This is a genomic window from Marinobacterium sp. xm-g-59, assembly GCF_013283315.1.
In the GTDB taxonomy this organism is placed as follows: Bacteria; Pseudomonadota; Gammaproteobacteria; order Pseudomonadales; family Balneatricaceae; genus Marinobacterium_E.
Genome location: NZ_WBYR01000002.1, coordinates 229206 through 241714 on the forward strand (window position 1 = coordinate 229206; position 12509 = coordinate 241714).

Below are 12509 nucleotides of genomic sequence, written 5' to 3' on the forward strand. Positions count from 1 at the left end.
TAATGTGAATTTACTGATTCTAGAAAAAGAGGATTTCACCTCCTCAACTGAGGTGAGCATCAGTGACCGTCGTCACCGCCACATGCTTGAAGTACAAAAACTAGAGGTCGGCGACACCCTAAGAGCGGGCGAACTGAATGGACTGATTGGCTCAGCCAGAGTGGATCAGATCGATTCTGAGTCGGTATCCCTTAAGGTTGACCTTCAAAAAAAGCCCCCCAAACCACTGCCAGCGACTCTACTACTGGCCCTACCCCGTCCAAAAATGTTGAAACGGACCTTTCAAACCCTAGCCGCCATGGGGGTAAAAGAGATCTACCTGATCAACGCCTATCGCGTCGATAAGAGCTACTGGTCAACGCCTGTCCTGTCAGAAGACTCGATCCGCGAACATCTGATTCTGGGTCTAGAGCAAGCTGGCGACACACAACTGCCCAAAGTGCATATCCGTAAACGATTTAAACCCTTTGTTGAGGATGAACTGCCAGCGCTGGTTAATGGGAAACGCGCACTGATCGCCCACCCCTACAACGCTTCACTCTGCCCTGAACCATCAGATAAAGAGACATTGATAGCAGTCGGTCCTGAAGGCGGATTTATCCCTTACGAAGTCGATCTGATGCAGCAACAGGGGCTAGAGGCTATTCACCTTGGGGAGCGGATTTTACGGGTCGAGACTGCTGTGCCCGTGTTACTGTCGCGACTGTTTCCCATTAGTTAGCTGGCAGAGATCCAAGGGTGTTTAAATAACGATCCCAATCGAAACAGGGACCCGGATCGGTTTTACGTCCCGGCGCAATATCACTATGGCCGGTGATTCGGTGTGGGGTAATCAGCGGGTAGTGGGTCAGCAGTTGCTCAGTGATCTGAACCAATTGGTCGTACTGCTGATCGGTAAAGGGTTGATCATCGCTCCCTTCCAATTCAATGCCAATCGAGAAATCATTACACTGTTCGCGTCCATCAAAACTGGACTGCCCCGCATGCCATGCACGCTTGTTAAATGGTACAAACTGAACCACACGCCCCGTCCGCTCTATAAGCAGATGGGCAGAGACCTCTAACCCCTCTATCTGTTGGTAGTAGGGGTGCTCGCTGCAGTCCAACTCATTACAAAAGAAGCGCTCTACCGCCTGAGTATTAAACTGTCCTGGAGGCAGGCTGATGTTATGAATCACCAACAGTGAGATCTCATCACTAGGTCGCTCATTACAATTGGGCGAGGCGATCCAGTCGGCGCCTATGAGCCGACCTGAAGGTCGATCGATACTGAAACTAACTGACAAATTGAACCCCGCTAACAGTGGCGATGCAGGCAAGATCACGTACAATACCTGCTCTGATCATATTACCCGAAGAGTCCCTGTCGATGCTAACGCTAGAAACCCTACAGCCCACCATTGAAGCGAATGTCCGTCTTGCTATTGAAGAGGACGTCAGTACAGGTGACATCACGGCGGAGCTGATCCCAGAGAACCAGCAGGCCAAAGCCGAGATCATCTCACGCGATCAAGCGGTGATTGCCGGCAGTGCTTGGGTCAATGAGGTCTTTAAGCAGGTCGATCCGACCGTAGAGGTAGATTGGAAAGTGGCAGATGGGGACTCCGTCGCACCGAACACACTGCTCTTCACTCTAAAAGGTTCGGCCAGAAGCCTATTGACCGGAGAGCGCGCAGCACTGAACTTCCTTCAAACGTTATCAGGCACTGCCACCCTCTCCAAACAGTACTCTGACAAGGTCGCCAACACCCCAGTTAAACTCTTAGATACGCGCAAGACACTTCCGGGGCTGCGTTTGGCACAGAAGTACGCCGTCACCTGCGGCGGTTGCTACAACCACCGCATCGGTCTGTTTGATGCGTTTCTAATCAAAGAGAATCACATTCTAGCGGCCGGCGGCATTGAATCCGCCATCTCACAAGCCAAGTCCAACCACCCAGGCAAACCGGTGGAGGTCGAAGTCGAAAGCTTTGACGAGTTAAACCAAGCCCTAGAAGCGGGTGCAGACATCATCATGCTCGATAACTTCACTCCCGATCAGATGCGCGAAGCGGTTGCCTTGGTTGATGGCAGAGCCAAACTGGAAGCGTCCGGCAACATCACCGACGACACCCTGGTGAGTTACGCCGAAACCGGAGTCGACTACATTTCGATTGGCGCGCTCACCAAGCACTGCCGCGCGATTGATCTATCAATGCGGTTGGTCTAGTTCAGATAAGTAATATCGTAGGAGCGATCTCGCAGAGGTCGCGATAGTGCCGGTGACTGGCTTCAGCCTGTCATCCGCAGGTAGACTTTACTGCCAATCTGGAAAACACCGGTATAGCAGATGACAGGCTAAAGCCAGTCACTGGTGTTTTTTAAAAAATTTTATTGCATACCAATCGCGGCCTTTTCAAGACCGCTCCAACAAAGTGACAGATACAAATCTCGTGCCGATTCGTCCACGTCCGATCGAGAGTGAGTACGATGGTTTTTCACGGTTAAGAGTTCAATCGGCTGAGGCTCGGATGGCCGAAGTCTGCAACGGAGGCAGGAGCCGACTTATTGCCATGGAAGGCATGTATTCCGTTAATGCAGGAGCAATTAACGGTTTGCAGTGTCCTATTGGACTTCAGTGAAAAATCATTGAACGGAGCGTGCCGCAGGCCGAGTGAGCGTGGTCAGTTTTTGCTTACTTTTTGCTGACCAAAAAGTAAGGTTGATCGCCTTTAGGCGATTAGAAAGTTCTGGCTTTAAATGAGTTTGCCAACAAACTCAATGCCGAGTCGGTGTATGCTCAAACTCTTCCGGGCTCATACCCGAGCTGAAATCCTCAATATCCGGCTGAGTCGCAACCTTGTACCCCTCGCTTGCCCACTCGCCTAGGTCAATCAACTTACAGCGTTCTGAACAGAATGGGCGGTACTTGTTTTCGGTGGAGTACTCGACCTTTTTTTCGCAGGTGGGGCATTTAACTTTCACAAGGGCTCCTGTCGGATTATGTCGTTTGTTGAGTGGTCAGCTGATGATAGAGCGCATCCACCTGAGAATAAAGCTCATCCAGGGTGCCGGTATTGCTGATCACATAATCGGCCCGATCAATTCGTGACTGACGATCCATCTGGGCGGCAAGAATCGAATCGACCTGCGCTTCACTTACACCGTCACGACTCAAGGTTCGCTGTCGTTGTACCTCGACCGGCACATCGATCACTAGCGACGCATCGATCTCTTGGTATTGCCCGCTCTCAAACAGCAACGGCACAACCACCACCGCAATAGGGGTATCTGCGTTTAAAGCTCGTTCGAGGGTCGTTTGACGAATCAGCGGGTGCAGCAAGGCCTCTAACCACTGACGCTCGCTGGGATCTTGAAAGACCCTCTCACGCAGCGCCCCACGATTCAAATGGCCATCGTCTTGAATCACTTCAGGCCCAAAGTGCTGTTCAATCTGAGTCAGCGCCGGCTGACCAGTCTCCACCACTTCGCGCGAAATAAGATCGGTATCCACAAGTGTCGCACCTAGGGACTCTAAACGATCAGCGGCGGCCGTTTTACCGCTGGCTATGCCGCCAGTTAGCCCCAAAATAAACGGAGGCATTAGAGGCCCAATCTCGTTTTCAGTGCGGCGATAATCGGCAGATTCGCTTCTGGAAATTGGTAGGAATCCATATCAACAGGGTTGATCCACTCAATGGGTTGGCCTTCTAAACCGGACGCTTCACCATTGAATGAGCTAACCACCCAGACATCTAAGACCACCGATTTATCACTGTAGTCGTGCTCAATGCGGACCAGAGGTTCGCACTGCACAACCTCAATACCGATCTCTTCTAGCAGTTCACGCTTAAGTGCTGTCTCAACCATTTCATTGGCCTCTACCTTACCGCCCGGAAACTCCCAAAGCCCGCCCTGATGTTTATCATCGAGGCGCTTGGCAATCAGCAGTTGGCCTTGTGGATTCAATATTGCAGCGGCGGCAACCAGTATCTGTTTCATAGCGATTATTTGAACAGTCTCTTATGAACGGTAGTCGGCATTGATCGACACATACTCTTTCGATAGGTCAGTCGTCCAAACCGTCTCGCTCGCACTACCCCGATTGAGCACCACGTGAATCAGGATATCCTCCTCATTCATCACCGCCTGTCCCTGCTCTTCGGTGTAGCTGCCCGCTCGACCACCTTTCTCGACAATGCAGACATCGCCTAAGTAGATTTGCAGCGCGTCCAGATCAAGGTTTTCAATGCCGGCACGACCCACACAGGCCAAGATACGGCCCCAGTTAGGATCACTAGCGAATAGAGCCGTTTTCACAAGTGGAGAATGAGCAATGGTGTAGGCCACATCCAACGCCTCTTTTGACGTTTCAGCCGAGTCGACACGGATCTCAACAAATTTGGTTGCACCCTCGCCATCGCGTACGATCAACTGAGCGAGTTGCAACATAATACGGTTGAAGGCTTCAACAAAGGCTGTCGCAGCAGCGCTGTCTGCCTCTATTCGAACCCCAGAAGCGCCCGTCGCAACGAGTGTACAGCTATCATTGGTCGAGGTGTCGCCATCGACAGTGATGCGGTTAAAGGATCGTTCCGTCGCAGCACTCATCCACGACTGCAACAAGACCTGATCGATCTCGGCATCGGTCGCCACATAGCCGAGCATTGTCGCCATGTTTGGCATGATCATCCCTGCACCTTTGGAGATGCCGGTAATCGTGATGGTTTTGCCATCCACTTCGATCTGCTCAGAGGCTGCTTTAGCACGGGTATCGGTCGTCATAATGCCCCAAGCAGCATCCAACCAGTTGTCCTCTTTAAGATCGGCTAATGCCGCATCTAATGCACCAACGATCTTATCGACAGGCAGAGGCTCACCGATCACGCCCGTTGAGTAGGGCATCACCTGAGACTCGGCAACACCCGCGCGCTGTGCAAGCTCAGCACAGACCGCTTTAGCATCCGCCATCCCCTGCTCACCGGTACCGGCATTCGCATTCCCAGTATTAGTGACCAAGTAACGCACCTGACCCTTCGCCATATTGGCTTTCGCTAAATGGACAGGCGCCGCACAGAAAGCATTTTTGGTGAATACGCCCGCTACTGACGCACTCTCTGGAAACTCCATCACCACAATATCGCGACGCCCAGGCTTCTTAATGCCCGCACTGGCAATACCAATTTTGAAACCTGCAACAGGGTGGAGCGTAGGAAGAGTGTCAGGACCGACAGCCATGGAGAGTTCCTCGGAGTTAAAAATAATAGGCTCTTATTTTAATGGGTTTGATCTAAGCCAGCTAACTATTTTTGTGTTGTTGTTTTGGGAAGATCAAGGGCAATCTATCCGACTAGCGTCGGCTAGCCATCTTCTTTGTGTGAGCAAAGAAGAAGCAGGGCCGAAAGTGTGCTCCTGCACTTTCGGCATTCACCACATCCTGTGGATCAAACACACCCCGCTCCTTCGGCCTTCGGCACACTGCGCGCGATACTCTTTTTCTAACATCGAAAGGCACATTCCAGACAGATGATTTGCTCCTGCATCATCTGCATACAAAACATCGTGTTTCTAAGCCTGCTCCGTGCAGGCGCTGAAACTCTCGCCCATCCGGGGCTCGATCCTTTCAACGTCTTAACGAAAAAGAGCACCGTGCTCGTTCTCAGTCGGACGGGGACGACTGGCACGAGATTCGAATCAGGCACTTTGTTGGAGCGGTCTTGAAAAGGCCGCGATGGGTATTAATGGGGATCTAGCCAACAGCAGCGGTGTCTGGCTTTAGCCTGACATCCACTCTTTCAACGTTTTCCAGATCGCCGATTAAAATCTACCAGCAGATGACAGGCTGAAGCCTGTCACTGGAGGATAGTAAAACTATCCTCCTACAACTTGCCCAAGCTGGAAGATCGGTAGGTACATGGCGATCACCAATCCACCGACAAGTGTACCTAGCACCACCATGATCAGCGGTTCTAACAGGCTGGATAGGTTATCGACGGCGTTATCGACAGACGCTTCAAAGAACTCGGCGACTTTATCGAGCATGGAGTCGAGTGAGCCGGCCTCTTCACCGATGGCGACCATCTGGACGGTCATCACGGGGAATACACCGGTCATATTGATCGCATTCTTCAAAGATTGTCCGGCCGCAATACCGTTGCGGATCTGCATGATGGCATCGTGGAACACCACGTTACCAGCGGCACCTGCACAGGACTCTAAAGCTTGCACCAAAGGTACACCCGCCGAGAACGTCGTCGCCAGTGTCCGAGCAAATCGGGCAACCGCTGCGTTATATAGGATTCCACCAATCACTGGGATTTTAAGACTGGCTCGTTCGACGGAGTCTCTGAACTTTTTCGAATGGATCATGCCGCGCCGGAAGAAGTAGCCACCGACAAACAGCAGGCCCAGCACATAGAGCCAATAGCTTTGCGCGATCTCAGAGAGATTAACCACGAACTTAGTAAAGGCGGGCAGGTCGGCACCGAAGCTACCGAAGACATCCTCAAACACCGGCACCACTTTAACCAACAGAATCGCGGTAACCAGAAGACCGACCACAATTACCGCGGTTGGGTAGGTCAGTGCTTTTTTGATCTTGGCTTTAAGCGCTTCACTCTTCTCTTTGTAGAGTGCCAAGCGATCCAGCATCGCCTCTAGCGAACCCGACTGCTCACCAGCAGCGACCAAAGAGACGTAGAGATCATCAAAATATTGTGGAAATCGTGACAACGCGGTCGATAGGTCCGAGCCACCATTCACATCCGCACGAATATCGTAGATGAGCTTTTTCAGTTTTGCCTTCTCAGCACCCTGACCGACAATATCTAAGCCCTGCAATAGCGGAACGCCCGAACGCATCATGGTGGCCATTTGACGAGTAAAGAAGGCGATATCGATCGGTTTAATCGGTTTATCTTTGTTAGAGAAGATCGAAACGCTCTGTTTTTTGACCTTATCGTAGTTGATACCCTGCTTACGCAACTGGATCTTCGCTTCAGAGAGCGTCAACGCATCAACCGTACCTTTACTCTTGTTACCGGCTTTATCTTTACCGGTCCATGCAAAGGTCAGAATTTTTGGCTCTTTAATTTTTTTTCGCGCTAGGGTCTTTGCCATTCAGAGTACTTCTATCAAACAATTAAGCGTCAATAATCAGTTCTTAATAACGCGGTTCATCTCTTCGAGACTGGTCAGTCCCTCAGCAACCTTTTTAAGTCCTGCTGTCCTAAGCGTAGCAAAGCCTTCGCGTTTCGCCACCTCAAGGATGTCGAGCGACGAACCATTCTCCATAATGCATTCTGCCACGGCTGGCGTGACTTCCAGCATCTCGTAGATACCGACACGACCGCGATAGCCACGATTACAGCGTGGACATCCGTCAGGGTTGTGCTCGAACAGATTAAGGTCGGCGAGTTGAGACTCTTCAAAGCCCTGCTCTAACAGAGTTTCGCGAGGGATATCGGTCTGTTTTTTACAACCGGTACAGAGTCGACGAGCCAGACGCTGAGCAATGATCAAAGTGGCTGAGGTCGCAATATTGAATGAAGCCACGCCCATGTTCCTTAGGCGGGTCAACGTCTCTGGTGCAGAGTTGGTGTGCAGGGTTGATAGCACCATGTGGCCGGTCTGAGCCGCTTTAATCGCGATCTCGGCAGTCTCCAAGTCTCGAATCTCACCGACCATAACGACATCCGGGTCCTGACGTAGGAAAGCGCGCAGGGCTTCGGCAAAGGTTAAACCCACTTTCGGATTCACATGGACCTGGTTGATCCCATCCATATTGATCTCAACCGGGTCCTCCGCGGTGGAGATGTTACGCTCCTCTTCGTTGAGGATGTTCAAACCGGTGTAGAGCGTCACCGTTTTACCCGAGCCGGTTGGTCCGGTCACCAACACCATACCTTGAGGACGGGCAAGAGTATCTAAATAGAGCTCACGCTGCTCTGGCTCGAAGCCCAACGCATCGACGCCCATCTTGGCACTGGAGGGGTCCAAAATACGCAGTACGATTTTCTCGCCCCATAGAGTCGGCAAGCTGTTTACACGGAAGTCGATCGAGCGTTTTGCCGATATCTTCAATTTAATGCGGCCATCCTGCGGCACACGACGCTCGGCAATATCCATATTGGACATGACCTTAAGACGTGCAGAGAGGCGCGCTGCCAGGTTTCTAGGCGGTGAGCTAACCTCTTGCAAGATACCATCGATGCGCGAACGGACACGGTAGCTCTTTTCGTAGGGCTCAAAGTGGATATCGGACGCACCACCATTAATAGCATCCAACAGAATCTTATTGATAAAGCGAACAATCGGCGCATCGGATGCAGCATCTTCAGCACTGCTCTCCTCTTTTGGCAGCTCTGTATCACTCACTTCAAGGTTATCTAAGTCACTATCACCAAGATCACCAAGGGAGGCGGAACTGTCCTCGGAATCGAGCACCATCTCGATCTTACGCGTCAGCTTATCCTCTTCCACCAAAATCGCTTCGGTCGGAAGACCGCTTGTAAAGCGCATCTCATCGAGGGCTTTGATATTGGTCGGATCCGAGATCGCCACATAGAGACGAGAATTACGCTTCATCAGCGGCAGTGCGTGGTGGCGAACAATCACCTTAGAATCGACCACATCTTTAGGGATTACATCTAATGGGATCGCATCTAGATCCAATACCGGCAGACCAAACTCTTCAGAGGCCGCACTGGCGGCACGACGGGCACTGATAACACGATTGGCAATCAGGTAAGAGATAAACGAGCGTTGCTCGGCACGCGCTTTAAGCAGAGCCTGTTGCGCAGTCTCGGCTGTAAACACACCGTCACTAACCAACCGCTTCGCTAAACCGCTTAAGTTACTCGATGCCTGCACAGAAGATTCCTAAATAATGGGTCAAAAATTCTCTATTAACTCTCTTAACTATGGCAAAGAAATCGAATTCCTGCACCTTTAAACGAAAAAAAGTGAGTCAAATCAGGGTTTTTCACATTTATTTACAATTTTTTTAAATTTTTACTTGGAACTTCACAAATCTGGTCTATGTTTAAGACAACGGATTGAGAAGCCCTCAGGGAGGGTTCAAGTGGCACAAGGGATGTACCGCTTATTTAAATTAATAGTTAACTCACTGGAGAGTTTCTTATGATGAAGAAAACACAAAAGGGCTTCACCCTAATCGAATTGATGATCGTAGTAGCGATCATCGGCATTTTGGCTGCGATCGCATTGCCGGCTTATAATGAATATGTAACTGATTCGCGCAATAATGCTTGTTTAGCCGAAGCAAAAGGTGCAGCTAATTATATTATGATCGAAACAGCGCAAGGCACCACTTCCTCTGCGATTGCTTCTGCAGTAACTACTAACTCAGCATGTAATGCTGCATTTGGTGGCGAATTACCTTTTACAGTTGCTGTAGCTGGGAATACTTCACAAAATGTAACTTGTCAGTCCATAGCCTCTGGCGGAGATTGTGCACTGGATTAACTAATTTCTTGTTCAAAGGCCGCATCAGCGGCCTTTTTCTTTGGTCGAGTTGTTCTTCCCCTCCCTGCATACTACACTGCGCCTCAATTGATAAATGAGGTCTCCCCTTGAAAAGCTATAAGCGTCTTACCCTGCTCATTCTGATTATTTTAGCTGCCGGCGTTACCTACTACATTGAGAGTGGCAAGCCGGAAGTATCACCACAGACTCGTGCACAAGTAGAAGCAGAACTTGCTAAAGACCCTACCTTCCCCGCTCGCCCTGTCTGGTGGGATAAGGGGCATATTTTAGGGGTAGGCGTACTACCCAACGGCCAAAACCGTAATAGCGATGCAGAACGCGTCTGCCAACTCCTGACCCGTTACGACATTAAACCGGCCGAAGTGCAGGTGTTTGATGTACTGCAGATTCAAAATGATGATGAGTGGGTACAGATTGGTGGAGCGATTTGTAGCCGGTAATGGGGTTGGAGCCTTATCGAAGATGAGGCGATCTTTTCTTTAAGATCTAGGTCAAAAGCTTTCTACTCGCCTAAAGGCGACCAGCCTTACTTTTTTGTCAGAAAAAAGTAAGCAAAAACTGACCACGCTCACTCGGCCTGCGGCACGCTCCGTTCAATGATTTTTCACTGAAGTCCAATAGGACACTGCAAACCGTTAATTGCTCCTGCATTAACGGAATACATGCCTTCCATGGCAATAAGTCGGCTCCTGCCTCCGTTGCAGACTTCGGCCATCCGGGCCTCAGCCGATTGAACTCTTAACCGTGAAAAACCATCGTACTCACTCTCGATCGGACGTGGACAAATTGGCACGAGATTAGAAACAGGCACTGTTGGAGCGGTCTTGAAAAGGCCGCGATTATTTTTTGTATGAATCTAGCTATTAGCACCGGTGTCTGGCTTTAGCCTGACATCTGCTATACCGGTGTTTTCCAGATAGGCATTAAATTCTGCCTGCGGATGACAGGCTGAAGCTAGTCACCGGCACTATCGAGATTGGAGGATCGCCGTTGGAGCTAGAGGAAGTGGTGGGCCCAGCAGGACTTGAACCTGCGACCGATCGATTATGAGTCGAGCGCTCTAACCAACTGAGCTATGGGCCCTAAGAAGCGCGCCCATAATACCTAGCTGGTTTTATGGGCGCAATAACTTATAAATCAAAGATTTATTCGTCGATGAAACCGCGTAGGTGATCAGAACGACTTGGGTGACGAAGCTTGCGCAGTGCTTTCGCTTCGATCTGACGAATACGCTCACGCGTTACGTCGAACTGCTTACCCACCTCTTCTAGAGTGTGGTCAGTGTTCATATCGATACCAAAGCGCATACGAAGTACTTTTGCTTCACGAGCAGTGAGACCCGCCAAGACAGCACGAGTCGATTCACGTAGGCCTTCACCCGTTGCTGAATCGATCGGTGAGTCCATCGTTGTATCTTCGATAAAGTCACCTAGGCTCGAATCTTCGTCGTCACCGATTGGAGTCTCCATCGAGATCGGCTCTTTCGCGATCTTCAATACTTTACGGATCTTATCTTCCGGCATCTCCATACGCTCTGCCAGCTCTTCCGGTGTCGCTTCGCGACCCATCTCTTGCAGCATTTGACGCGAGATACGGTTCAGTTTGTTGATCGTTTCGATCATGTGAACTGGAATACGGATAGTACGTGCTTGGTCGGCAATCGAACGAGTGATCGCCTGACGGATCCACCAGGTCGCGTAGGTCGAGAACTTGTAACCACGACGGTATTCAAACTTATCAACCGCCTTCATCAAGCCGATATTACCCTCTTGGATCAGATCCAAGAACTGCAGACCACGGTTGGTGTACTTCTTAGCGATCGAGATAACCAGACGTAAGTTGGCTTCAACCATCTCTTTCTTCGCGCGACGTGAACGCGCTTCGCCGATCGATAACTGACGGTTAACCTCTTTGATCTCGGTTAGATCAATGTTTAGCTCCTCTTCAACGGCAACCAGACGACGCTGTGCACGTTTAAGATCATCTAGGCTTGCTGAGATCGCATCAGAGTATGGCTTACCCGCTTTAACGAGATCATCGAAGTAATCAGGATTAGTTTCATTACCTGGGAAGGTTTTAATGAACTGATCACGCGGCATACGGCACTTCTGAGTACACATACGCATGATGTTGCGCTCTTGTGTACGGATACGATCGATGTAGCCACGAACACGGCTAACCAACATATCGTAGTAGCGTGGAGACAGTTTAACGGGAGCAAACACCAGTGCTAGCTCTTCAAGGGCTGCACCAAATGCTGATGAATCACGACCTTTGCTCTCTGCTTTAATCAGTTTAGCCAGAGCCTCTTCGATGGCACCGAAACGTTCAGCCGCCTCTTCTGGGTCTGGACCACGATCCTTTTCTGAATCATCATCGTTGCTGTCGTCGTCATCCGAATCATCGTCTGCGTCTTCAATCTCCTCCTCTTCAGGAACAGGATTGTTATTGGCGATTTCAGCATCAGGATCGATGTAACCGCTGAACAAATCGCTTAAACGACCCTCCTCTTCAACGGTCGTTTTGTAGGCATCAAGCACCAAGGCAACACTGCCTGGGAACTGAGCAAGCGCACCCATGACACCACGGATACCCTCTTCAATACGTTTCGCAATTTCGATCTCGCCTTCACGAGTCAGCAGCTCAACGGTACCCATCTCACGCATGTACATGCGCACGGGATCGGTAGTACGACCGGCATCCGACTCCACTGCAGCAAGAGCGGCAACCGCCTCTTCGTCAGTGTCGTCACCTGCATCACCATCGGTCATTAGAAGGGTCTCAGCATCCGGCGCAACTTCAGACACAGAGATACCCATGTCATTGATCATGCGGATGATATCTTCTACCTGATCGGGATCGGCGATATCTTCAGGGAGGTGATCGTTCACCTCAGCGTAGGTCAAATAGCCTTGTTCTTTACCTTTAGCGATAAGTTCCTTAAGGCGTGATTGCTGCTGTTCAGTGTTGTCAGACATTTAAAATCCTGTGTCTAGCCACGTTGGGCGCGCAAAAATTGCAAG

Annotated in this window: 11 protein-coding genes, 1 tRNA gene and 1 pseudogene; 4 read left to right on the plus strand and 9 right to left on the minus strand. The window is 50.4% G+C overall.

Going from position 1 to position 12509, the window contains the following annotated elements; translation table 11 throughout:
• Window positions 1-4 precede the first annotated feature (4 nt).
• Window positions 5-721, plus strand: coding sequence for a 16S rRNA (uracil(1498)-N(3))-methyltransferase (locus tag XMG59_RS03555; RefSeq protein ID WP_173498221.1), 717 nt, complete (start codon window positions 5-7; stop codon window positions 719-721).
• Here the strand turns inward: XMG59_RS03555 and ampD are convergent.
• Window positions 714-1268: a 1,6-anhydro-N-acetylmuramyl-L-alanine amidase AmpD gene (gene ampD, locus XMG59_RS03560; protein WP_173498284.1), complete on the minus strand. Its 555-nt coding sequence runs from the start codon at window positions 1266-1268 to the stop codon at window positions 714-716. The two genes, XMG59_RS03555 and ampD, sit on opposite strands and share 8 nt — an antisense overlap.
• A 101-nt stretch (window positions 1269-1369) precedes the next feature.
• Here ampD and nadC point away from each other — a divergent pair, with 101 nt between their 5' ends.
• Window positions 1370-2209, plus strand: a complete 840-nt coding sequence (gene nadC, locus XMG59_RS03565) for a carboxylating nicotinate-nucleotide diphosphorylase (RefSeq protein ID WP_173498222.1) — start codon at window positions 1370-1372, stop codon at window positions 2207-2209.
• Between the two features lie 548 nt (window positions 2210-2757).
• Here the strand turns inward: nadC and yacG are convergent.
• The 6 genes from yacG to pilB all read right to left on the minus strand — a co-directional run bounded on the left by yacG (window position 2758) and on the right by pilB (window position 8850).
• Window positions 2758-2964, minus strand: coding sequence for a DNA gyrase inhibitor YacG (gene yacG / locus XMG59_RS03570; RefSeq protein ID WP_173480423.1), 207 nt, complete (start codon window positions 2962-2964; stop codon window positions 2758-2760).
• A 16-nt stretch (window positions 2965-2980) separates the two neighbouring features.
• Entirely contained in the window at window positions 2981-3583 is a 603-nt protein-coding gene (gene coaE / locus XMG59_RS03575) for a dephospho-CoA kinase (protein WP_173498223.1), read from the minus strand.
• The gene (gene mutT / locus XMG59_RS03580; RefSeq protein WP_173498224.1) at window positions 3583-3981 is read right to left on the minus strand and encodes an 8-oxo-dGTP diphosphatase MutT; all 399 of its coding nucleotides are present in this window, start codon (window positions 3979-3981) and stop codon (window positions 3583-3585) included. The genes coaE and mutT overlap by 1 nt, the downstream gene beginning before the upstream one ends.
• A gap of 21 nt (window positions 3982-4002) precedes the next feature.
• On the minus strand, window positions 4003-5217 hold the full coding sequence (gene argJ, locus XMG59_RS03585) for a bifunctional glutamate N-acetyltransferase/amino-acid acetyltransferase ArgJ (RefSeq protein WP_173498225.1): 1215 nt from the start codon (window positions 5215-5217) through the stop codon (window positions 4003-4005).
• Between the two features lie 633 nt (window positions 5218-5850).
• Window positions 5851-7098 (minus strand): type II secretion system F family protein, encoded by a 1248-nt coding sequence (locus XMG59_RS03590; RefSeq protein ID WP_173498226.1) that lies wholly within the window; start codon window positions 7096-7098, stop codon window positions 5851-5853.
• A 36-nt stretch (window positions 7099-7134) separates the two neighbouring features.
• Window positions 7135-8850, minus strand: a complete 1716-nt coding sequence (gene pilB, locus XMG59_RS03595) for a type IV-A pilus assembly ATPase PilB (protein WP_173498227.1) — start codon at window positions 8848-8850, stop codon at window positions 7135-7137.
• A gap of 273 nt (window positions 8851-9123) precedes the next feature.
• On the opposite strand from pilB, the pseudogene XMG59_RS12025 reads away from it, so the two are divergent.
• Both XMG59_RS12025 and XMG59_RS03605 read left to right on the plus strand, forming a co-directional pair.
• Window positions 9124-9226 (plus strand): annotated as a pseudogene (locus XMG59_RS12025) (prepilin-type N-terminal cleavage/methylation domain-containing protein); the annotation flags it as partial.
• Window positions 9227-9572: 346 nt separating this feature from the next.
• Window positions 9573-9926, plus strand: a complete 354-nt coding sequence (locus XMG59_RS03605; RefSeq protein ID WP_173498228.1) for a hypothetical protein — start codon at window positions 9573-9575, stop codon at window positions 9924-9926.
• 566 nt (window positions 9927-10492) lie between these two features.
• On the opposite strand, the gene XMG59_RS03610 is transcribed toward XMG59_RS03605, so the two are convergent.
• Both XMG59_RS03610 and rpoD read right to left on the minus strand, forming a co-directional pair.
• Window positions 10493-10569, minus strand: a tRNA-Ile gene (locus tag XMG59_RS03610).
• Window positions 10570-10631: 62 nt separating this feature from the next.
• Window positions 10632-12464: an RNA polymerase sigma factor RpoD gene (rpoD, locus tag XMG59_RS03615; protein ID WP_173494726.1), complete on the minus strand. Its 1833-nt coding sequence runs from the start codon at window positions 12462-12464 to the stop codon at window positions 10632-10634.
• Window positions 12465-12509: the final 45 nt, after the last annotated feature.